At 71.5% G+C, this 22,660-nt stretch carries 18 protein-coding genes; 12 read left to right on the top strand and 6 right to left on the bottom strand.

Going from position 1 to position 22,660, the window contains the following annotated elements:
* Positions 1 to 131: 131 nt before the first annotated feature.
* On the top strand, positions 132 to 749 hold the full coding sequence (locus ACSURM_RS34690; protein WP_436959914.1) for a hypothetical protein: 618 nt from the start codon (positions 132 to 134) through the stop codon (positions 747 to 749).
* A 359-nt stretch (positions 750 to 1,108) separates the two neighbouring features.
* Positions 1,109 to 2,755 (top strand): hypothetical protein, encoded by a 1,647-nt coding sequence (locus ACSURM_RS34685; protein WP_436959913.1) that lies wholly within the window; start codon positions 1,109 to 1,111, stop codon positions 2,753 to 2,755.
* Between the two features lie 284 nt (positions 2,756 to 3,039).
* Here the strand turns inward: ACSURM_RS34685 and ACSURM_RS34680 are convergent, their stop codons facing one another.
* On the bottom strand, positions 3,040 to 3,225 hold the full coding sequence (locus ACSURM_RS34680; protein ID WP_436959912.1) for a hypothetical protein: 186 nt from the start codon (positions 3,223 to 3,225) through the stop codon (positions 3,040 to 3,042).
* A gap of 110 nt (positions 3,226 to 3,335) precedes the next feature.
* Positions 3,336 to 4,577 carry a HEAT repeat domain-containing protein gene (locus ACSURM_RS34675; protein WP_436959911.1) on the bottom strand — a complete coding sequence of 414 codons (1,242 nt, stop codon included), beginning with the start codon at positions 4,575 to 4,577 and terminating at the stop codon, positions 3,336 to 3,338.
* A gap of 462 nt (positions 4,578 to 5,039) precedes the next feature.
* On the opposite strand from ACSURM_RS34675, the gene ACSURM_RS34670 reads away from it, so the two are divergent.
* The 10 genes from ACSURM_RS34670 to ACSURM_RS34625 all read left to right on the top strand — a co-directional run bounded on the left by ACSURM_RS34670 (position 5,040) and on the right by ACSURM_RS34625 (position 16,712).
* On the top strand, positions 5,040 to 6,236 hold the full coding sequence (locus tag ACSURM_RS34670) for a methyltransferase domain-containing protein (RefSeq protein ID WP_436959910.1): 1,197 nt from the start codon (positions 5,040 to 5,042) through the stop codon (positions 6,234 to 6,236).
* Between the two features lie 712 nt (positions 6,237 to 6,948).
* Positions 6,949 to 8,376, top strand: coding sequence for a nitroreductase family protein (locus ACSURM_RS34665; RefSeq protein WP_436959909.1), 1,428 nt, complete (start codon positions 6,949 to 6,951; stop codon positions 8,374 to 8,376).
* A 5-nt stretch (positions 8,377 to 8,381) separates the two neighbouring features.
* A complete protein-coding gene (locus ACSURM_RS34660; protein WP_436959908.1) occupies positions 8,382 to 9,821 on the top strand; it encodes a class I adenylate-forming enzyme family protein in 1,440 nt (479 codons plus the stop codon).
* A gap of 28 nt (positions 9,822 to 9,849) precedes the next feature.
* On the top strand, positions 9,850 to 10,113 hold the full coding sequence (locus tag ACSURM_RS34655) for a phosphopantetheine-binding protein (RefSeq protein ID WP_167513267.1): 264 nt from the start codon (positions 9,850 to 9,852) through the stop codon (positions 10,111 to 10,113).
* Entirely contained in the window at positions 10,106 to 10,822 is a 717-nt protein-coding gene (locus ACSURM_RS34650; protein WP_436959907.1) for a dihydrodipicolinate reductase C-terminal domain-containing protein, read from the top strand. Before ACSURM_RS34655 ends, ACSURM_RS34650 begins: the two co-directional genes overlap by 8 nt.
* Positions 10,819 to 11,568 carry a class II aldolase/adducin family protein gene (locus tag ACSURM_RS34645; protein ID WP_436959906.1) on the top strand — a complete coding sequence of 250 codons (750 nt, stop codon included), beginning with the start codon at positions 10,819 to 10,821 and terminating at the stop codon, positions 11,566 to 11,568. The genes ACSURM_RS34650 and ACSURM_RS34645 overlap by 4 nt, the downstream gene beginning before the upstream one ends.
* Before the next feature lie 183 nt (positions 11,569 to 11,751).
* Positions 11,752 to 12,888, top strand: a complete 1,137-nt coding sequence (locus ACSURM_RS34640; protein WP_436959905.1) for an acyl-CoA dehydrogenase family protein — start codon at positions 11,752 to 11,754, stop codon at positions 12,886 to 12,888.
* A gap of 69 nt (positions 12,889 to 12,957) precedes the next feature.
* The gene (locus ACSURM_RS34635) at positions 12,958 to 14,334 is read left to right on the top strand and encodes a condensation domain-containing protein (protein WP_436959904.1); all 1,377 of its coding nucleotides are present in this window, start codon (positions 12,958 to 12,960) and stop codon (positions 14,332 to 14,334) included.
* Positions 14,331 to 15,422 (top strand): polysaccharide deacetylase family protein, encoded by a 1,092-nt coding sequence (locus ACSURM_RS34630; RefSeq protein WP_436959903.1) that lies wholly within the window; start codon positions 14,331 to 14,333, stop codon positions 15,420 to 15,422. The genes ACSURM_RS34635 and ACSURM_RS34630 overlap by 4 nt, the downstream gene beginning before the upstream one ends.
* 6 nt (positions 15,423 to 15,428) lie before the next feature.
* On the top strand, positions 15,429 to 16,712 hold the full coding sequence (locus ACSURM_RS34625) for an MFS transporter (protein WP_436959902.1): 1,284 nt from the start codon (positions 15,429 to 15,431) through the stop codon (positions 16,710 to 16,712).
* 145 nt (positions 16,713 to 16,857) lie between these two features.
* Here the strand turns inward: ACSURM_RS34625 and ACSURM_RS34620 are convergent, their stop codons facing one another.
* The 4 genes from ACSURM_RS34620 to ACSURM_RS34605 form a co-directional block, all read right to left on the bottom strand.
* A complete protein-coding gene (locus tag ACSURM_RS34620) occupies positions 16,858 to 18,180 on the bottom strand; it encodes a tetratricopeptide repeat protein (protein ID WP_436959901.1) in 1,323 nt (440 codons plus the stop codon).
* A 537-nt stretch (positions 18,181 to 18,717) separates the two neighbouring features.
* Entirely contained in the window at positions 18,718 to 19,749 is a 1,032-nt protein-coding gene (locus tag ACSURM_RS34615) for a medium chain dehydrogenase/reductase family protein (RefSeq protein ID WP_436959900.1), read from the bottom strand.
* Positions 19,750 to 20,464: 715 nt separating this feature from the next.
* On the bottom strand, positions 20,465 to 21,358 hold the full coding sequence (locus ACSURM_RS34610; RefSeq protein ID WP_436959899.1) for a glycoside hydrolase family 19 protein: 894 nt from the start codon (positions 21,356 to 21,358) through the stop codon (positions 20,465 to 20,467).
* Between the two features lie 306 nt (positions 21,359 to 21,664).
* Positions 21,665 to 22,543 (bottom strand): glycoside hydrolase family 19 protein, encoded by an 879-nt coding sequence (locus ACSURM_RS34605; RefSeq protein WP_436961249.1) that lies wholly within the window; start codon positions 22,541 to 22,543, stop codon positions 21,665 to 21,667.
* Positions 22,544 to 22,660 lie beyond the last annotated feature (117 nt).

Below are 22,660 nucleotides of genomic sequence, written 5' to 3'. Positions count from 1 at the left end.
TGGGGCTTCGCCTCCCCCTCACCTCTTCGGTGGTTCCGGTGGTGAAGGCGGCCGCATCTGCGGCACTGTCGGTGCCGGTACCCCGCCCTGGACGCGCCGGGGGGGTTCGGCATGCGATGCGGGAGGGCTTGATGGGTGTGGGCGAGCGGGAGTCGTGGACGACGGAGGAGTTCGGTGCCTCGCACGAGGGCACGGTCGGTGTGCTGCTGGCCGACGGCAGCGTGCCGGACCCTGTTTTCATCGACATGACCTCTGCGGGCGGCGGGCGGGAAGTGTCGCAGTGGAACGTCTACGACGGGGGCGACGGTTTCGTGCGGGCACCGCGGGCCGCCGCGCTGCGGGCTGTGTGCTCCTGCGGCTGGACCGGTCCGGCCCACACCCTGCGCTGGGAGGAGTACGGCGAGCAGAGCATGGCCGAAGCGGCCGGGGACATCGCGGACACGTGCGCCCAGGAGTGGGACGTACACACCGTGGAGGTGGAGCGGTCGGCCGTCACCGTGCCGGAACCACTGGCCGGCCTGCTCGCGCGGGTCGAGTCGGAGATCGAGAAGCTGGCGAGGACGGCACCGCTCGCGGCCCTGCGAGCCGCACGCCGACTGGAAGTGATCGCCGTGCAGACGGCGTACTGGCCGGCCCTGGACGTCAGCCGCGACGCCACCGCCGAGCAGACGGCCGCGGCCCTTGGCCTGAACGAGGACGCCGCGTACGACCTGCTGGCCCGCTTCGGCCGCCTCAGCCGTTACCACTGAGCACCCGAACTCGCCCTGGACGAAAGCCTCGTGTCACGGAGGCGGCGCTCGGCATCGTGTGCGAGGCCCGGGGCGACGCGCGGGCCCGTCACCGCCTTCCTCGTGCTCGTCTCCGTAGCGCGGTGAAGCGAGGGTGATGGTTGTTCTTCACTGCCGTTGGCGGCGTGGCCGTGGGCTCGGCCCAACCAGTACGGTGCGCGGTACCGAGGAACTGGCCGACAGCGCGGCAGTTGAGGGGGGTTCGCAGGAAGATGCGCCTCTCTCCGGCCGCCTCGGGCCGCTCTGCCGCGGCACACCACGGCGGCCCTCCGCCGCCCGGTGGCTGAGCCACCATCAGTACCTTCAAGGAAAGGCGTCGCATGAGCCGATTGTTGTCACGCACGCGTCTGGCCGCCGGCACGGCACTGGCCGGGGCGTTGCTGTCCGTTCTCCTCCCGGCCGGGGGCACGGCTGCGGCGACGGCCGCGGACGATCCCGTCCCGGTGCACGAGGGCATGCCCGACGACGGCTTCGCCGATGAGCACGAGGGTGAGCAGGACGACACGGTCGGCTCCGGCGGCACCCCTTCGGTCACCGCTTCCGTGTCGGCCGATCCGGTCCCCGGACGGCCGGGTGACTTCCGGCTCGCCAGGGGCTCCGACCTCACGGCGCTGGTGAACCGGCTGGAAGCCGCGCTGCCCGAGCAGGGACTGACCGAGCTGCTGGAGCAGGCCAACCGGTCCGCCGACCGGGACGGCGACTGCGGCGCCACCGGTATCTACGGCCCCGATCTGCTGGTCACCGACCGGGTGTGCTGGGAGAACGACGACGCCACCTCCACGGAGTGGGTCCCGCAGGCGATCACCGGTGTCTCCGACGCCCAGGAGGACGAGGACTGGGGCACCTCGAACGCCGAGCCCGTCGCGGTCGGCTGGTACGACGCGCGAAACCCCGGCCGCAGCGATCAGGTCTCGGGCCGGGACAACTGCCTGGAGGCGAGCGCGTCCGACGCCTGCAACGAGAAGGGCGTGCGGGTCACCTTCTTCAACCAGGCCACCAAGAAGTACCGTCATGTCCTGCTGGTCTGGCCGTACGTGAACTCCAAGGAGCACATCTCCTTCGACGCGCTGCACGCCCGGGAGGGCAAGTGCGCGGGCACGGTCACGACGAGTTGCAAGGCGCAGAACGGCATCCACGCGGGCGGCATGGTCTGGTACGGCAACTACCTGTACGTCGCCGACACGGCCAACGGTCTGCGCGTCTTCGACCTGCGCCGGATCATGGACCTCAACCCGGACGGCGACGCCGCGACCGACGACCCGACGCCCGACGGCCTGGTCAGCGACGTACAGGACAAAAAGCGCGTCGGCCGCCAGAGCAACGTCTGGTACGGGTACGGCTACCGCTATGTCATGCCGCAGGTCGCCACGCTGACGTTCACGACGGCGAGGAACACCGGCGACACGAGCAAGAACCAGTGCTACACCACCGGCCGGCCGAAGGCCTCCTACGTCTCCCTGGACCGCACCGGCACGGATCATCTGGTGCTGGGCGAGTACTGCAACCTCAACGGCGGCGGCACGAGTCCGGGCCGGGTGGGCACCTACCCCATGACGGCACTCACCGCGGCCGTGGAGGGCGCGCCCGGCACGGTCGCGGACGCCGACCTCGCCTACGGGCTGCCGACGGGCGGCTCCTTCGGCGGCGAGCCGCTGTGGCACAAGATCCAGGGCGCCCTGCGGTACGAGGGCAAGTGGTACTTCCACCGCAGCAACGCCTATGACAACGGTCGCCTGCTCCAGGCCACCCCGCGCACGGTCGACGGCACCGTGCGGCTGGCCGGCACCGAGAAGGCGCTCCAGAGCTCCTTCGGGCCGGAGGACCTGTACCTGGCCCACGGACGCGGCGACGGCAAGGCGCCCCGGCTGTGGTCGCTGAGCGAGCACGCGCCGAGCGCCTGCGGGCCGTGTGAACGGGAGGTGTACAGCTACGACATGGACGAGGTAATAGCCGACTTCGCGTCCTGAACCTCGCTTCGCGCGCGGCTTCGAGGCCGTTCCGCGATGACGTGGCCAGTGCCTGGCGCAGCAGGGCGGGGTGCGCGCCGCTGGGACAGTGGTCGGCACCCGGCCCGGCACTCCCGGTTTCCCTTCCGTTCGCACCGTAGGGCTGGTGGGGCACAGCGCAGACCTTGTGCTGTGCCCCACCAGCCGTCAGGGCTTGCGGGTGCCGGCCTCGTTCTGGCCGCCGATGCCTGCGGGCATGTCCCCGGAGTCGCGGCTCGAGGCACAGGCCACCGCTGCCGTCGTCCTCACAGGGCGGTGGGAAGCCGCTTGGGCTCGAAGACGTTCTGCGGTGCACCCGGCCGGGAGGTGGACAGCCAGGGCAGCACCTGTGCCAGGTCGCGGTGTATCCGGTCGGCTTCACCGCGGACCTGGACGGGGACCTCGCCGCGTTCGGCGACGAGGCGGTCGTAGACGGGGGTCTCCTGGAACACGGTGGACGGTTTCCCTTCAGCTGGCGGCTCGCCGGACGATCGCAGCATACGGCCTGCGTGTTCATGACCGCCCACGGCAGGTGGCAGCCGTTCACGCCGTACGGTGCGGCTCAGTCGGTGAGGGGCAGTCCGACGTAGGCGCGCAGGCCGTCCTGGGAGTCCGGCAGGCCGCGCTCGGCGAGGGTGCCCTCCATCCAGCGGACGATCCAGGGGTGGTGCTGTTCCGCCAGGGCGCTGAGCAACTGGCGCTGCCGGACCGGGAGGTCGGCGTAGTCCGGCAGGGGGTGCGGCAACGGCGCGGGGAACAGTTCGTTGAGGGCGGTGCGGGTACGGCGGCCGTCGCGGTCACGTTCGATACGGGGCAGGCAAGCGGCGAGGGCTGTCTGCGGCGCACCCGTGGGGAGGCTGTGCAGGGTCCGTTCGATGTGGCCGTGGAAGTCGCCTTCGTTGTAGTCGGTGACGGGGGTGGGCGCGGGGTTGTCGGCCGCTGTGGTGAGTTCGGCGACGGCGCGGTCGAGCAGCCGCGGTTCGACAGTGCCTTCCCGGTCGCCGGCGATGCGGACGAGTGCGGTGGCTGCCGCCCACCGCACCAGGGGTTCGTCCGCGTCCAGGTACGGGGTGAGGTCGGCGGCCAGCATCGCGGTGCCGATCAGACCGACGGCGACCAGGGCGGTGGCGGCCACGAGGGGATCGTCCTCCCGCGCCGTGCGGGCGAGGAGCAACGGGAGCGTGGTGGCGGCCACTTCGGGGAACCAGGCGAGGAGGTAGGCGATCCGGGTCCGGATGCGCGGATCGGCGTCGTCGAGCAGGACCAGCAGTCCGGGCAGCTCGGCGAGGACCGCGTCGTAGCCGCGCAACGCGCTCCACCGGGCGTCCGGGGAGTTCCCGGCCGCGACCCAGTCCCGGATCTCCCGCAGCATCGTGCGTTTGTCCTCGTCGGTTGCCCCGGCCAACTGCTCCTCGTACCAGGGCAGTTCCTTCTCCGGGGAGTGCTCGGCGGCGGCAGCACGCCAGCCGGCCGTGTTGATGCCGGTGGTCAGGTCGTACTCGTCGTGCCAGTCGACGGCCAGGCGGGTCAGCAGCCACATCGTGTTTTCGCGGGCGGCCGGTGGCCCGGCCACCGCGATCCGGGCCAGGAACGGCACCGCGTGCGCAGAGGCCTGGTAACGCGAGCCTTGGTGGAAGATGCTGCTGAACAGGCTCTGGAACGCCTCCTGCCGCGCCTGGTCGTCGGCCCCGCACAGCGCGCGTATCCGTCCGGGAACGTCCTCGGCCGACCCATAGGCGTGGGACAGGGCCGCCCAGTCCACGTCGTCCAGGCCGGCCAGCAGCCCGTGGTGCTCATCGATCATGGCGGCAGCATGCCAGGGGCCTCTGACAAGAGACGTTCGTGGCGGGCCGATGGAGCGTCGAGGGCGGGCCGTGCCGGACTGTGCCGCGCGCCAGGCCAGGTCTCACCGTGGAATTGATTTCTCGTGTGGCTGCGTGCCGTATATGCCGATGCCATATGCCACACAGGCATTCTCTACGCTCGGTCTTCGCGATTTATCTATAACCCTACTGTCACGCAAATTAACTGCTTGTTTTGTGGGTGAGTTTGGCCGGAAAGTGGCTCGCTGCCGCAATCGGGGATGTCGAAAATCCAGTGGTTGCCTCTTACCGACCCGCAGGAGGAAAAGAATGAGCGAGCGGCCTGCTCCGCCGGTTCAGTCGGGCGGCGACGGTGACGGTCACCCCGGCACTCCGTGGACGCCGCCGGAAGAGCCCCCGAGCCCCGACGGGTCCAGCCCGGAAGGGGACGGGAAGCACCGGAAATGACGTCTTCCGCGCTGCGCACCGACCGCCCCGGCCGCAAAGAGCTGAGGCGGATGCTGGCGGAGATCGGTGCGCTGTCGTCGGACTGGATGCCTTCCTTCTCGGCCGTCGACCGGGCCGCGTTCCTCCCGCATCTCATGTGGCCTTACGACATGTCGACCCGTTCGAGCGTCTGCGTCGACAAACGCGCCGACCCGGACGCCTGGTATGCGGCGGCCGACAGTAACGTGCCCATCGTCACCCAGTGGGACGACGGCGCGCACAGCGGCAGTGATCCCGGAAAGCTGTCCACCAGTTCTTCGTCCATGCCCTCCACCGTTTTCTCCCTGCTGCGGGACCTGGATGTGGAAGCGGGCATGCGCGTGCTGGACGTCGGCACGGGGACAGGCGAGACGGCAGCGTTGCTGAGTCACCGGCTCGGCCAGCGCAACGTGACGAGCGTCGAAGTGGACGCGACGGTGGCCGCGACGGCTCGTGACCGCCTGTTCAAGCTGGGCTTCCGCCCCGAGGTGGTCGTGGGCGACGGGTTCCACGGGCACGCCGCGGCCGCTCCCTACGACCGTATCCTGGCCACGGTCGGCCTGCGCCGACTGCCCATGGACTGGGTCACGCAGACCCGGCGCGGCGGTGTGATCCTCGCTCCCTGGGGCACCTCCTACGGCAATGCCGACGCCGTGGTCCGCCTGGTGGTGGACGGCGGGACAGCCACAGGGCCCTTCACCAGGCTGGTGGAGTTCATGAAGCTCCGCGCGCAACGGGGCCCGGCGATCCGGCCCGCCGACTACCTGTCCGCAGGTCCCCTGGAGGGCGCCGGCCAGAGCACGGTGGCACTCGCTGAAGAAGACTTCCTGACGGGCCAGTTCACGGATCTGCCGTTCGTCCTGGGCCTTCGGGTTCCTCACTGCCGCCAGGCAGTGGCAGACAAGCGGGGCGGCGAGCATCCTGTCTGGTTCTACAGCCTCATCGACACCTCATGGGCCTGCGTGCTCTTCCGCGACGGCCAGGAACACGCCTTGGTGTGGCAGTCCGGGCCCAGACGTCTGTGGGACGAAGTCCGGGACGCCTACGACTGGTGGAAGGAACGCGGGTCCCCGGACGTGACGCGGTTCGGACTCACCATCGACTCCTCGGGCCAGAGAGCCTGGCTGGACGATCCGGCGAAGGAGTCCTGGCCCGTTCCACCGCCGCCCCTCTGACGTCGCCGGTGCCTGTCGCACGCGACTCCGCCCCACCGCCATCCCGGTAGCGACGCCGGTCGGGGTAGTCCAGGCGGGAGAGGATCGCGGAGGTCAGCGTGTCCGCGTCCTCGGTGACGCGGGCGCCGGCCCCGCCGGGCGGGACCAGGACCCTGACTTGTCGGTGAGATGATCCGCCGTTTCTTCGGCGGCCGCAGGATGTGTCGCGGCCTGGAGCATGTCCACACGCGGGGTACCGCTGTCGGACACCCGGGTGGGCAAGCCGACGGCCGCTCGGATGGTGCGCCCCGTGATGCGGTCCGGTGCGACTCGGCTGGTTTGCGACGATTTCGCGGTCGCCGTCAGGGCCGGTCGAGGCGACCCCTCGGCCGCGGGGTGGTCGTTCATTAAACAGCTCTGGCTCATTGGTCTTGACCAATGCGAGGCCGCTTGGCATGCTGGCGATGGCCGAGAACCGATCATGTGTTCCCTTCCTGCACACGCTCTCCCGGATGCGTGCCGCATTCCGGTTCCAGAATCATGCGCTCGTCTCGCGATCCGAGAACGCGTCAGTCCTGATCGAAGAACAGCTGCTATTCCTGCAAGGTGCCATTGCGTACGCAAATGACACATCGTCGCATTGGTGTATCACCTCCGTGCCGTCCGTACGGAGGTCACCGCCCGTCTCAGGCACATCCCGTGGGCTGTCAGACAACAGGAGGCTGGTGCCGACGTGCAAGGAAACCTGACCGTACGTAGACCCGTACCGGAAGCCGACCTGTGGGACCGGGTGGCGCTGCCGTCGGCGCCCCCCGAACCACCCGCCGGGCCCGTCGCCGCGCCCGGACTGCGCCGCGCCCTGTCCTTGCTCGAGGAAGGCGTGCTGACCAGTAAGGCCAACCGCGCCTGCGGTTCGTACGCGGCGCGGGCGGTGCCGTCGGCCGGCGCCCTGTACCCCTACGAGTTCGCCGTCCTCACCGACGAGGACGGCGTGCCGACGGCGTTCCGCGTCGACGCCGACCGGCGCACCTGCGCCCGGGTGGCCGCCGGGGCGGCCGTCGCCGCCGCACTCGACGCGTCCGACCTGGCCGTCCCGGAAGGCGGCGGCGCCCTGGTCGTCACGCTCACCCGCCCCTGGCTTTCCATGCGCAAATACGGTGACCGGGGGTACCTCTACACCCAGCTCGATGCCGGACACGCGGCCGGGAACCTCGTACTGGCCGCGGCCGGCCGTGGCGCGGCGGGGGCGCTACGGCTGCGCTTCCCGAGGGAATCCCTGTCGCGATTGCTGGAGGCGAACGAGAACTGCCGGGAGATTCACTCGGTGACCCTGCTGCCGGCCGGTCCGGCCGACGACTCCTGGACCCGGTGGACCGTACACGACGACACCGACCGGGAACGGCGCGGCCCCACCTGGCGGTCATGGCTGGAACGCACCTGCTGGGACTCCCTCGCCGGGTGGACCGGGCACTTGGAGGCCCCGGCCCTCCACACGGTGGCCGCGCCGCTCGCGCGCGTCCGCACGGGCGGACGGCTGCCCGCCGCGGACAGCGGCCTGGGCGATGCGTCCGCGTGGTCCGAACTGATCGGAACGCGCGCCTCCAGCAAGGCGTTCACCGGCGCCCCCGTCCCCGCCGCCGCCGTCTGGCAAGCGGTCTCGGCCCTGACGACACCGCTGGAGACCGACCTGCCCGACGCCACGGCGCTGTCCGCCACGCTCGTGCTGCGGTCGGCCGCGGAACCCGGACACGACGCGGTGTACCGGCTGGACACCGGCGAGCGGCGGCCAGGACGGCTGCCGTCCACCGACGAGGTGGCCCGAGCCTGCATGCGGCAGCGCGCCCTCGCCGGGGCCGCCGCCATCCTGCTGCTGCACGTGCCGCGCACCTCGCTCGCCGGGGCCGGCTCCGCCGCCGGCGCCGAGAACCTTCGCGAGCTCGCTTTCCGCTGCGGCGCCCTGGGCCAACTGCTCTACCTGGGCGCGCACCGCGCGCGGGTCGGCGTGACCGCCATCGGCGGTTTCGACACACCGCTGTGGCGAACGCTGGCGGGGCTGCCGGAGGACGACGAGATCCTGTACGCCCTGCTGATCGGCCGCCCGGACGACTCGGGCATCAAGTTCGACCGGCTTGCCATGGCGCACGCCCAGAACGAGCGGTGACCCCGATGCGCGCCGTCCTTCCCGAAGTACTCACCGACGTCCTCGCCCGCCACGGCGACCGGGTCGCGGTCACCGACGCCGACGGTCAGCTCGGCTACGCCGACCTGGCCGGCCGGGCCCGTGCCGCGGCGGACCGGCTCGCCCGGTACGACGTGCGCGGCGAGCCGCCCCGGGTGGGTCTGTACGCCACCAACTCCGTCGAATACGTGGTCGCCTACCTGGCCACGCTGTTCGCGGGCGCGGTGCCCTTCCTGGCCGACTCGGCGTCCGGCCCGTTCGAACTCTCCCGGATCGCCGAGGACTGCGGGCTGGACCTGCTGATCCACGCCCCGAGCGCCGACGTACGGGACATCGTGAGCGAACACCTCACGGACGACGGCGAGTTCGGCTACCTCACGGTCAGCCGGGTGCGCCGGTACGAAACCCCGCGTCCGCGCCTGCTGGACGACACCGAGGTGTGCCGGTTCACGTCCGGCTCCACCGGCAGGCCCAACTGCATCGAGTTCTCCGGCACGGCCGTGTCCGCGGCGGCCGCCAACTGGGTGAAGGGCACCGGTCTCACGGCCGAGGACCGGATCGCCTGTTTCGCGGCGCTCTCCAACGGCCTGGCGTTCAACACCTCGTTGCTGGCGGCCTTCCTGCAAGGCGCCTCACTGCACCTGTCCCACGGTCTGCCCACCGCCTCCCGGGTGGTACGGCTCCTGGAGAGCACGGCCGCCACCCGGCTGGTGGCGTTCCCGGCGCTGTACGACTCGATCGTGCGGCGGGCCCCCGAGAAGGGCTTCGCCACCGTACGCACCGCGATCTCCTCCGGTGCCCCACTGCGCGACTCGGTGCGCGAGGAGTTCACCCGGCTCACCGGCGTACCGATCCACAACTACTACGGTGTCGCCGAGACCGGGCCGCTGACGTATGCCGCCGACGCGACCGCCAGCGGGCTCGGCACGCCCCTGCCCGGTGTGCACCTGCTCGCCGAGGAGCACGGCATCCGGGTCAGGAGCGAGTCGATGGGCTCGCGTTACCTCAACGCGCCCGGCCTGTTCGAGCGGCGTCTCGACGGCGAGGGCTACTACCACACAGGTGACCAGGGCCTGTTGCTCGACGGCGCGCTCCACCTGACCGGGCGCACGAGCCGGATGGTCAACGTGGGCGGGCGCAAGATCGACCCGATCGAGATCGCCGACGTACTGCGCGCGGCCCCCGGTGTCCTGGACGCGGTCGCCTTCGAAGCCGAGAACCAGCACGGCGAACCGGCCCTGGCCGCCGTCGTCGCCGCGGAACCGGGCGTGACCGCGCGGTCCCTGCGCGCGCACTGCGCGGCGGCCCTCCCGTCGTTCAAGGTGCCCGGCATCCTGCGCGTGGTGGACCGGATACCGGCGAACTCGATCGGCAAGCCGTCCGTCGAGCGCCTGCGCCGCCTGCTCAGCTCCCCAGACAGCCACTGAACCTCCCTCCGACCCACAGGACTTGCCCATGGACAGCAGCGCGCTCCGCACCAAGATCATCGATCTCGTCATCGCGGCCGGTGACGGCAGCGTCACCGCCGCCGACCTCGCCGCCGCCGGCTACTCCCTGCGCGACGTCGGGTACACCTCGCTCTCCTACATGCGCCTGATCGACAGCATCGAGAACGAGGTCGGGGTCTACCTGGACCCGGAGGCCGCCATCGAGCACTACGAGACCATCGACTCCGTCACGGCCCTGGTGCTCGCCGGCGGCGCGGACGCCGATGCCTGAGACACCCGCGGCGAGCGGCCGCACGATCGGGATCGTCGGCCTGGGGCGACTCGGCTCGGCCGTGCGCGCGGTCTGCCGGGCGGACGGCACCACGGTCTGCCTCACCGCCTCCCGCCGTACCGGCTGGTCCGCCGAGGCGGTCCCCGACGTGCTGATCGACGCGAGCGCCCCCGAGGCGCACCCGGACGTCCTCGACTACTGCGCGGGCCACCGGGTACCGCTCGTCGCCTGTGTCTCCAACCTGTCGGACACCCAGTGGAAGGCGCTGGCGGAACTGGCCGGAACGGTGCCGGTGGTCCGGGCGACCAACCTCTCCTTCGGCCACTACCTCCAGGCGCGCATCGCCGAGTTCACCGCCGCCTACGCCACGGGCCGGTTCGACCCGGTGACCACCGTCCGCGAACGACACCCGCTCGGCAAGGCACACCGGCCGAGCGCCACCGCGCTGGCGCTCGCCGGAACCTGGGCCGGGGCGAGCGGCCGGGAGGTGGCCGACATCGCCGACGAACGGTCCGGACTGCCCGTCAGCGAACACGAGCTGACCCACACCTGGGACGGCGAGTCGCTGCACGTACGACATCACGTCGGGAGCTGGACGGTGCCGGCCCGGGGCGTGCTGGCCGCCGCCGACTGGGCCCGCGCCGCCGCTCCCGGCCTGGTCACCATGCGGACCGTCTACGACGACCTGACAGCGGGGAGCAGGACATGACCACCGAGGAACCGCAGCCGCTGAACCCGGCCGAACGCCGGATCGTACTCCAGGTGGCGCTCGGCGCCCGGATGCTCTCCCTCGACGGGCACGACGACTTCAACCAGGGCCAGATCTCCGCCCGGATACCCGGCCGGGACGAGTTCTTCATCAAGGGCGCCCTGGTCGGCTTCGACGAGGCGGCGCCGGCGGACGTGGTCCGCTGCGCCGTGGACCACACCCGGCCCGCCCCGCCGCAGGCACCGCCGGAACTCCCCCTCCACCAGGCCATCTACCGGGCCCGGCCGGATGTCAACGGCATCGTCCACAGCCACGCGCCGTACACCCTGCTGTTCGGCGCCACCGATCTGGAGCTGCGCCCGGTCTCGCACGACGGCGCCTACTTCCGCGACCGGCTCGGCCTGTTCACCGAGACCAGCAACACCGTACTGGACATCGCGACCGGTGAGCACATCGCCAAGGACCTCGGCGAGCACCCGGCCGTGCTGCTGCGCAACCATGGCGGAGTGATCGTCGGCAAGAGCGTGCGGCACGCCGCCGTCTTCGCCCAGGTGCTGGAGCGGGCCTGCCGCCTCCAGCTCACCGCCGAGAGCACCGGCGTGCCGTACGCCTGGTCCACCGACCGGGACGTGGCCGCCAAGCAGGACTTCGTCTACGCCGACCTCTCCGTCCGCTCGTACTGGGACTACGCCGTCCGCCGGGTCGGCCGGCACTGGCCGGAGACCGCGGGCTGGGACCGCGGCTGACCGCACCGCCCGAACGGCCCGCCGGGGGACGGCCGGCCGCCGCCGAACGGGCACCGTCCCGGGCGCGCCCCGCCGCCACCGGGCCCGGCGCGCCCGCACGCCGGCCGGCCGCCCCCGCACCGCGCCGCGCGCCGCCCGCCCCGCTCCCGCCCACCCGCATCCGACACGCACGGAGGACTTCCGATGAAGGTCCAGCGCATCCTGCCCACCGAGGAGGCGGCCGATCTGCTCGGCCTGGTCCGGGACATCGCTGCCGGCGAACTCGCCCCGCGCGTGGCGGAGTTCGAGGAATCCCACACCTTCCCCCGGGAGATCGTGCGCACCCTGGGCAAGGCCGGGCTGCTGAGCCTGCCGTACCCCGAGGAGTACGGCGGCGGCGGACAGCCGTACGAGGTCTACCTCCAGGCGCTGGAGGAGATCGCCTACCACTGGTTCGGGGTCGCCGAAGCGGTCAACGTGCACAATCTCGCCTGCTTCGGCACCGCCGCCTACGGCACCCGGGCCCAGCGCGAGGAACTGCTGCCCGGCATGCTCGGCGGCGAACTCCTCGGCGCCTATTGCCTGTCCGAGCCGGAGGCCGGGTCGGACGCCGCCGCCCTCGCCACCCGGGCGGTCCGGGAGGACGACGGCTACCGGATCAGCGGCACCAAGGCGTGGGTCACCCACGCCGGACACGCGGACTTCTACACCGTGTTCACCCGCACCGGCGGACCGGGCGCCCGGGGCCTGTCCTGCCTGGTCGTGCCCGGTGATACACCCGGCATGGTGGTGCACGAGCCGGAACGGAAACTCGGCGTGTGGTCCAACCCGACCGCCCAGCTAGGCTTCGACGGCGTCCGGGTGCCGGCCGGGCGGCTGATCGGCCGCGAAGGCAAGGGCTTCCTGATCGCGATGGGCGCACTGGACCGCGGCCGGCTCGGCATCGCGGCCTGCGCGGTCGGCATCGCCCAGGCCGCCGCCGACTACGCCGTGCGGTACGCCAAGGAACGCCGCCAGTTCGGGCAGCGGATCCTCTCCTTCCAGGGCATCGGCTTCCTGCTCGCCGACATGGCCACCCAGATCGCCGCGGCCCGGGCACTCACCCTGGCGGCCGCCCGGCTGAAGGACGCCGGCCGCCCGTACTCGCTGGAAGCGGCGAAGGCGAAGCTGTTCGCCACCGACGTGGCGATGAAGGTGACCACCGACGCGGTGCAGGTCCTCGGCGGCGCGGGCTATGTCCGCGACCACCCGGTGGAGCGCTGGATGCGCGAGGCCAAGCTGCTGCAGATCGTCGAGGGCACCAACCAGATCCAGCGCATGGTCATCTCACAGGGCCTGTAGCCGTCTGGGCACGCCCCCCCCTGTCAGCAGCGCCGAACGAGGCAACCCGAAAGGACGGTTCGGAACACGATGACCACGGTCGAGGAGCGGACCCTCACACTGGACTCCGCCAGATCCGGCACCGGCCCCGCCACCTGGGGCCAGCGGGCGATCTGGGGCGTCGTCACCCGGCTCGGTGACGACGCCCCCCGCTACAATCTGCGGCTGGACCTGCCGCTCGACCCGCCCCGCCCCGCCGCCCGCGTCCTCGCGGACCTGACGGAGCTGCTGCGGATGCACGACAGCCTGCACACCCGTCTCCTGCCGGACGGCGAGGACGGGCTGCGCCAGGTCGTGGACGGGTGCGGCGAACTGCCCGTGGCGGTCCGCACCTGCGCCGCCGCCAAGGCCCCGGCGGTCGGCGAAGCCCTGCTGGAGGAGCTGGCGGGACGCTCCTTCGATCACGCGCGCCAGTGGCCGTTCAGAGTCGGCCTGGTGGAGTGCGAAGGGCTGGTGCACCGGCTGGTGCTGGCGGCCTCGCACACCGCGATGGACCTGTGGGGCGAGGGCCGGATGCTGCGCGACCTGCGGCTGATCGAGGCGGGCGAGACCGCCGAGTCGCTGCTCGCGGCCCGGCCCGCCCTCCAGCCGCTGCAGGCCTCCGAGTTCCAGGCGTCCCCGCTCGGCCGCCGCCGCGACGAGGCGGCCCGGCGCTACTGGTGCGAACGGCTGGCCGCCGGCCCCCGGCGGATCTTCACCGCCCCCGCGGCACCGGAGCTCGCGGACACCGACCCGGGCCGGCTCTTCCCCAACGCGCTGCTGCGCTCGCCCGCGCTCGCGGTCGCCGTCGAGCGGGTCGCGGCCGGGTGGGGCGCGAGCGACGCGGCGGTGCTGCTGGGCGCGGCCTCCCACCAGCTGGCCAGGATGTCCGGGAACGACGACATCCTGTTCCAGGTGGTGGTGAGCAACCGCTTCCAGCCGGCCGCCGCCGAGTCGGTCAGCACGATGGCGCAGGAAGCGGTGTTCCTCCTCCCGGACGCGGGCCGGGACTTCCAGGACGCGGTACGGCGGACGCGGTCCGTCTCGTTCAGCGCGTTCCGGCACGCCGGATACGACAAGTGGGCGCTGGACCGCGAGGTGGCGCGGCTCGTCGAGCGGGGTGAGGCCGCCGACCACTCGTGCTGGTGGAACGACACCCGGGACCCGGGCACCGGCCCCTTCGACACCACCGGACGCCCGCGGGCCGCGCTGACCGAGCTGACCGGCAGCACCGAGCTGAGCTGGCCCACGGAGTTCCTGCCCCGGGCGAACGTCTCCGTGGCGGTGGACGTGCTGACCGCCCCCGGCGCCCTGGAGCTGTGCATGACCGCCGACCCGGCCGTCCTCACCCGCGACGGCATGGAGACCTTCCTGCGCGGGGTCGAGCGGCTGGTCGTCACCGAGGCGATGGCGCTGGGGGAGGCATGAGCACGCGGTACGCGGGCATCGCCTGGACGGGCACGGGCTACCGGGTCGAGGTCATCGACGGCGCGGGCCGCCGGGTGACCGCACCGAGCGGCTGGGGTGCCGCCCAGGTCGCCGAACTCATCACCTGGCTGCGGGAACTGGGCCGGGAACAGCCGCTGGCCGCGGTGATCGACAGCACCAACGGCCTGCTCGACGGACCCTTGACGGCGGCCGGCCTGGAGGTCTACCGCGCCGATCCCTGGCTGCTGCCGCCCCGGCCGCGGTTCGGCTCCGTCCCGGCCCGCCGACTGGCCGAGCAGGCCCACCGCACCCCGGGCGGGCTGGCCCGGGTGACCGCCGAGAGCGGCACCCTGGCCGGCCGCGCCGACGAGTACTTCGAGGGCGTACGGCGCAGCGAACCGCTCCAGGCGGCGCTGACGGCGGCCGGGCGCTGCCTGGAACACGGCGACCGTGACACGCCCCGGATCGCGCTCACCTTCGACGACGGCCCCGACCCGGTGCAGACCCGCCGGATCCTGGAGATCCTGGACCGCTACGGCGTCCGGGCCACCTTCTTCTGCGTCGGCCACCATGTCGCGGCGCTGCCCGACGAGGTGCGCCGGATCGCCGAGGCCGGCCACGAAATCGGAAACCACTCCTGGTCACACCCCTTCCTGCCCGACCTGACCGCGGAGCAACTGCGCGAACAGCTCGACCGGACGGCGGAGGCGGTGGCCCGGGTGACCGGCGAGGCGCCGACCCGGTTCCGGCCGCCGTACGGCGCGCTGAGCCCGGAAGTACTGGCCGCGCTCGACGGGCACCCGACCACGCTGACCCTGTGGGACGTGGACTCCCGCGACTGGGCGAGACCGGGACCGGAGCGGATCGCCGCGACCGTCCTGGAGGCCGCCGGACCGGGCTCGGTGGTGCTGATGCACGAGGGCGGCGGCGACCGGCGCCAGACCGTACAGGCCCTCCCGTCGATCATCGAGGGCCTGCTCGAGCGCGGCCTGGAACCGGTCCCCTTGGCAGAACTGCCCGCGCCGCCCGGCACCGGCGGCAGCCGGCCGCTCGACCAAGAAGAACACGATCTACGGCTGGAGCACTGAAGACCCATGAAGGATCGCTCGGCAGACCACACCCCGGCGGTGACGGCCCCGCACGACCAGGACCGGGCCGCCGGGCCGCCGCCGGCCGGGGAACCGGCGATCTGGTCCCGTAACTTCCAGTACTACTTCACCGCCCGCAGCGCCGGCCTGCTCGGCTGGGCCATGCTGCCGGTCGCGGTCTCGGCCGGACTGCTCAGCTCCGGGTACGACCTCAGCACCGCGGGCTACTCGATGGCCTTCCTGGTCGGCCCGTTCGCCGGGCTGGTGCTCTTCGGCGGGGTGCTCGCCGACCGGTTCACCGCCCGCCGGATGATGATCGCCTCCGACCTGGCCAACCTCGCCACCCATGTGCTGCTCGCCTTCCTGTTCCTGCACGGCATCGACCACCTCTGGCACCTGTACGGCCTGCTGATGGTGGCCGGCACCGCCAACGCGATGTTCCAGCCGGGCGCCTCCTCGACCGTCCCGCTGGTGGCCCGGGACGTGCAGGGCGCCAACGGTGTGCTGCGCATCTCCGAGGCGCTCACCGCGCTCGGCGGCCCGGCGCTGGCCGGCGTGCTGGTCGGCACCGCCGCCACCGGCTGGGTCATGGTGATCTCCGCCGTCGCCTACGGCACCAGCGCGGGCTGCCTGCTCGCACTGCGGCTCGGCGTGGTGCCCGCGCCGCCGGCCGGCGAGAGCCTGTGGCGCAACCTGGTGGCCGGCTGGTACGAGTTCCGCTCCCGGAGCTGGCTGTGGGGCGTGATCGTGATCTGGATGTTCTTCGCCGTGCTCTCCTGGGGACCGCAGCTGTCGGTCGCCGCCGGGGTGATCGTGCCCGCGCACGGCGCCACCGCCTTCGGCCTGCTCAACTGCGCGTTCGGGGCGGGCACCGTGGCCGGCGGGGTGCTGGCGCTGCGCTACAAGCCGGTCCGTCCGCTCGCCGCCGGGGCGGTGGCGATGCTGGCGTACCCGCTCTACCCGCTCGGCATCGTGCTCGACTGGCCGGTGTGGCTGCTCGCCGTCGCCCAGGTCGTGGTCGGGATCGGCATCACCTTCTGGGGCGTCATGTGGGCCACCAGCGTGCAGACCCAGGTGCCGGGCGAGGTACTCAACCGCGTCCACGCCTACGAGGTCGCCGGTTCCGTCGGCATGTTCCCGGTCGGCAGCGCGCTGGCCGGTCCGGCCGCCGGAGCCTTCGGCACCGACCGAGTACTGCAAGTGGGCATCGTGGTCGCCCTGCTCACCGCCACCGCACTACTGCTGACCCGCCCGATCCGCACCCTGCCCCGGGTACCGGACCGCGCTTGAACGGCGCGGGCAGCGTACGACGAGGTCGTCGGAGTGACCGCCATCGACCACACCGGCACGGTCGCCCCCACCTCCCAGTACGGTGATCACGTCGGCATCGGCCGTCACTCGCGCGTCACTGTGATGTCGGCGTGACAGCGCCACGCTAAAAGGGGGGTTCTGCGGAGTACCCGTCCTCCCTGAGAGGGGTGGGGGTGGGTTCGGTCTTTGCCTTGGCGGCGCGCTGTTCGGCGACTGTGGGGTGGGCGGTTATCGCCTCTATCGCCTGTCCTTGCCGGACCAGGACCTCGAACAGTTCCTCACGTGCCGCGATAGTGCCCAGGTCCCGCAGCTCCGCCGCGGCCTCGGCAAGGCGGCCGACGGCGTGGAGGAGACCTGCTCTGACGATGCGGGGGTCGGTCCATGGATCGGGGTGGGCTTCGACCACGGCGATCGCTTCCTCGGCACGGCCGAGGCCGGCGAGGGCGAAGGCCCGCCACCAGTGCTGGAACTCCTCATGACCGTGGTGGGGCACGGTAAGGGGATGGTCCAGGAGATAGAGCAGTTCTGCGGGCCGGCCGAGGAGGGGATGGACAAGCGGGGCCAGGAGGTTGGAGCAGTCGTACCAGCCGAAGCCGCATTCGGCCACGGTGATCGCGTCGTCCAGTCGGCCGTCCTCCAGCAAGACCGAGGACAGCCAGGCCCGGTAGCCGACCCAGTCGTCGGCGGCGATTGCCTCACGCATCACCGTTTCGGCCTCCTCGGCCCGCCCGTGCTCTCGCAGGGCACGGGCGTAGATGTCCAGGACGGCGTGTGCGTCGTGTCCGGTGGCCAGCTCGCGCAGCTCCTCGAGCCGAGCGTGGCGTGCCAGTAGTTCGGCGTAGGCGGTGAGGGTGTTCTCGGAGAGGAATCGGCGCCTGGCCATGTCCTCCCCCAGGATCCGGATCGCCTCGTCGGCGCGGCCCGCACGCTCCAGTACCCGGGCCTGGAGCTCCTGCGCGTCCGAGCAGGAGTGGTCCCGTCGGCCCTCGTCGTGGGCGTGCCGTGCGGCTTCGGCGTGCGGGGCGATCAACTCCAGCACCCGCTCGTCACGGTCCTTGTCCTCGGTGATCTCCACCAGGGCCGTCCGGATCCACGGCTCACCGATGTGCGGCACGAGCAGGTCGATGGCCTCATCCACGCGCCCTGCCTTGGCGAGCAGTTCGGCGACGTCACGGCACACGGTCGGCGAAGCGCGGTCCTCCTCGTCCGGGCACACCAGATCCAGGGCCTCAGCCACCCGGCCCGCCCGCGACAGGATCTGCGCCTTCGCCCACAGAGCTGTCCGCCACCCGGTCGCGGCGAACGGCTCCATCACCTCCAGTGCCCGCCCGAACTCACCCGCCCGGCACAGCTCGCGCACCGCTCCGTCCGCGCAGAACCACTCGCCGCGCTCCTCCGCCGCCTGGATCACAAGGTCCAGGTGACCGTACTCCAGCAGGAGAGTCACTTTCCGGGGAGAAATGCCACCGTAGTTGCTGACCTGCCATGAAAGATCCTCTGTGTTCACGGCTGAAAGCGTAGAAGTAGCCACCGACACCACCGCGTCACGAGGCAGTCGATCACTCGCCTCGGCTTACGGCGATACAAATGGCCTCCACCCCCGGGCGCGGGCTGGCGGATGGTGTTTGGCGACAACTCCTAGCGGCATGCACCCGATGCCGGGGTCCTGGCCGCGGGGAGTGAGCTCCGTGACACGGCGTCGGTGACACAGCGCGGTGTGCACCCGTTCCGCGCGCCGGATCAGGTGCCCGCGGCCTGCGCCGGCACGAACCGGTCCCCCGCGATCCGTTCGGTGGCGCCTGCGGCGCTTCTGCCAACGACGCGGAACATCGAGCGGGACCCGCAGGGTGCCGCACCGCATGCCCTGGAACTCCGTTTCGGAGCGGGGCAGAACGGGGCTCTTCCGAGGCTGTTCGCGCCGCGGCGGGTGCGAGAGAAGTGTGATCGTGGGCGGGGGGAAGCATATGTGACGGTGCCTGATGTGTCAGGCGTGCAGGACGACCTTTCCGGCGATGGTGCCGGATTCGGCCAGCCGCATGGCTTCGGCGACCTGGGTGAGGGGGAGTTCGGCGGCGATCCGGGCGGTGATGTCACCACGGCGCAGAGCTTCGAAGACCTCCGTGAGGTCGTTGCGCAGCCGGGCCCGGAAGCGGTCGCGACTCAGGGCGCGGCCGGCCCAGACGTTGAAGAAGTAGGCGTGGCGGCGGTTGGGCAGCGTGTTCCACAGCCAGACCCGGGCCAGCAGCTTGAGGACGGGCCACTGCTTGGAGCCTTCGGCGTCGCGGGTGGAGGCGCTGCCGTAGGAGACGAGCGTTCCGCCGGGGGCGAGCAGGCTCCAGGAGTCGACGATGCCGCGGCCGCCGACGTGGTCGAAGACGGCGTCCACGCCGCGCGGGGCGAGTTCCCGGACACGGGTGGGGATGTTCTCGGTGCGGTAGTCGATCGGGGTCACCCCTTGTTCCCGCAGGGCGGCGTGGTGACGTGCGGAGGCGGTCCCGATCACCCGCGCGCCCGCGGCCCGGGCGAGCTGGACCAGGACGGACCCCACACCCCCGTTGGCGCCGTGCACCAGAACGGTCTGGCCGGCGCGCACCCGGGCCTTGCGGTGCAGCATCTGCCAGGCCGTGATGCCGTTGATCACCACGGTCTCCGCCGCTGCGGCGCCGATCCCGTCCGGGACAGGCACCAGGTCGGCGGCGTCGAGGAGCACGTGGCTGGCCCATCCGCCGACCTTCAGCAGCGCGGCCACCCGTGTGCCGACCAGCCCCGCGTCGACACCCTCACCGGTCGCCGCCACGGTGCCGACCAGGTCGTAGCCGGGGACGAACGGGAAGGGCGGCTGGTCGTAATAGCGGCCGCGGCGCATCTGCTGCTCCGCGAAGGAGACACCGGTGGCTTCCATACGGACGACGACCTGGCCCGGACCGGCAGCCGGAACGGCCCCGTGCCGCACCTCGAGCCCCTCCGGCTCGACCCTGCCCGGCAGCACGACCTCGACCATCGTTTCGGCGTTCATGAGACCTCCCTCGACTGCCACCCCCGTTAGGGGCTGGCGCTTTCGTTAGAAGTTATAACTCCAATGGCGAGCGAGGGTCAAGAACGTTCGTAATAGGGTCTAACCATGAGCCATGAGCCATGAGCCTGTGCCGAACGGCTCGCCCGGCCGCCGCGTCAGGCGCCGATCCGGCCGGCCCCGGGCGCACGCCGCGCCTCTGGGGCGCCGGCACGATCATCAAGTCCGGGTCGGGCGGCCGACGGCCGAACTCCCTTCGCCGGTAACGGCGAACGATCGGCGGTTCACGGCCGTGGGCAACGATCGGCAACTGGGCCAGGGCCGCCAGGGAGCCAGGCGCCGACCCAGCGCCTCAGGACGTCCTGGAGGGCGTCGAGGGCCCGGTAGAGGGTGCGGGGCCGGCCGTTGCCGGGTGAGAAATGTGTGGGCGGCGGTCACGAGGGTGACGTGGTGGTGCCATGCCCAAGTCGGTCGGCGTGCCGACCATCTCCGAAGCCTTCCGCCACTTCTCTCACTGCACCGGCACCGGGTCCCGAGCGGACCGGTTCACGTACGGCCGGGAGCAGCAGGGAGCAATCGCCCTTGGCATGCCGGTCCTCGCGCGGCACCGAGGCGCACACGTCGGCCACCGGCGTACGCCCCGGCGACGGAGTGCGTGGATCGGGGGCGTACCCGGCCGCCGACGGGCACGCCCCTCCTCCTGAGGATGGGTCCGAGCTCAGCAGCTCAGGTTCGAGCCGGGCGTGGTACCGAGGATCTGGACGAACGCCTGGTACTTGTTGATACGGCTCTGGACCTGGGCGGGGTTGCCGCCGTTGCACTCCAGGGCGCCGTTGATGGAGCGGATGGTCTCACCGAAACCGGCGCCGTTGACCATGGCGTTGTGGGCCGTCATGGTGCCGGGACCGGACTGCGTGTTCCAGTACCACAGGCCGGTCTTCCAGGCCACGGAGGCGTTCTGCTCCACCTGCCAGGGGTTGCCCAGCAGGTCGATGCCGAGGGCGTCACCGGCGGCCTTGTAGTTGAAGTTCCAGCTGAGCTGGATGGGACCGCGGCCGTAGTAGGCGGCTTGGCCGGCCGGGCAGCCGTAGGGCTGGGTGGTGTCACAGTAGTGCGGGTAGTTGGCGGTGTTCTGCTCCACGATGTACACGAGGCCGCCGGTCTCGTGGCTAACGTTGGCGAGGAACGCCGCCGCCTCCTGCTTCTTCACCGTGTCGCTGCCGGTGTTGGCGAAGGCCGGGTAGGCGCTCAGCGCCGCCTTGAGGCCGCTGTAGGTGTAGAAGGAGTTCCGGTTCGGGAACATCTGGTTGAACTGCGCTTCGCTGACGACGAAACCCGAGGGGTCGGGCTGGCCGCCGCCGTCCGATCCGCAGACGCCCTGGTCGGCCCAGACGTCCGAGGCGCCCGGACGCTCGTTCTGCGTCCACCACTTCGCGGTCCAGTTGTGCCCGTTGTACGAGACGGAGCCGCCGCCCGTGTAGACGGACGAGGCGTTCCAGGCAGGCGCGCAGGCGGCCGCGGTGGCCGCACCGGCCGCAGCGGCGGGGAGGATGACGAGCGTCGCGACGACCGCCACGAGGGCGGCCAGCAGGCTCATGACACGTTTGATCACGCGATCAGCTCCTTCGGCGCGGTGTCGCCGACGGGCGACACCGCCATGGGGGGGCCACCACACTTAAGCCGGGTGGTCTGAACCTGTCAAGGTCTAGACCAAAGGCCGTCCTCGACCTGCCGACGAGCGAGGACGCTTCGCCGGAGTGTCGGCCATGTACGCCCGTCACGCTGTCAACTGCGGTGATTCCGTGCGCGGTTCGGAAGTGAGGGCCGTTCGCGGCGCGTCCGCGCGCGATGAATCTTCGCGTCCGTACAACCTGGATGCGCGCGTACGTCACCATGCACACGCCGGGAGCGGTCTGCGTCAGCAGGTGAGCCCGGACCCCGGTGCCGTACCGACGATCGCGGTGATCCGCTCGTACCGGGCGACCCTCGACGCCACCGACTCCGGGTTGCCGCCGTCGCACTCCAGCGCGCCGTTGAGGGAGCGGATGGTCTGGCCGAACCCCGCGCCGCCGACCATCGCCTCGTGGGAGGTCATCGTGCCGGGACCGTTCTGGGTGTTCCAGTACCAGAGGGCGGTCTGCCAGGCCACCGACGGGTCGCGCTCCACCTTCCACGGGTCGTTCAGCAGGTCCAGGCCGAGCGCGTCACCGGCGGCCTTGTAGTTGAAGTTCCAGCTGAACATGATCGGGCCGCGACCGTAGTACGCCTCCCGCCCCGCCGGGCAGCCGTAGGGCTGGCTGTCGTCGCACTTGCGCCAGTAGTTGGCCTCGTTGATCTCCTTGACGTACCGGAGCCCGACCGACTCGAAGTCCGCGTGCGTCAGGAAGGCGGCGGCCTCCCGCGCCCGGGTCTGCGGCGTGCCCGTGTTGGCGAAGCCCGGGTAGGCGTGGAGCGCGTCGATCAACCCCTGGTACGTGTAGAAGGGGTCGCGCTCCGGGAAGATCGCGTCGAACTGCGCCTCACTGATGACGAAGTCCGACACCCCTCCGGCACAGGCGCCCCGGTCCTCCCAGACGCCGGTGGCGCCCGGATTCTCGTTCCGCGTCCACCACTTGGCGCTCCAGTTGCGCCCGTGGTGGGAGACGGTGCCACCGGACGGGTAGGCGGTGGTGGCGCTCCACAACGGTGCGCAGGCGGGCGTGTCCACGGCCGCCGCGGCGGGCGCGGCGACGGGCAGGAAGGCGGCCGTGGCGACGACGGCACCCAGTACGGTCAGAAACCTCTTGATGCGTTTCAGCGCTGCTCACTCCTTCGGCACGGCGCACCGAACACCTCGGCGGGCCCACGTGACGTGACGGTCACTCAAACCCTGTTGGTCTGGACCTGTCAACCGTGGGCTGGGACACTCCCAGGA

The organism is Streptomyces sp. SudanB182_2057 (assembly GCF_964272715.1).
Lineage (GTDB): Bacteria > Actinomycetota > Actinomycetes > Streptomycetales > Streptomycetaceae > Streptomyces > Streptomyces rubradiris.
This window is presented reverse-complemented; position numbering and strand designations above follow the sequence as displayed.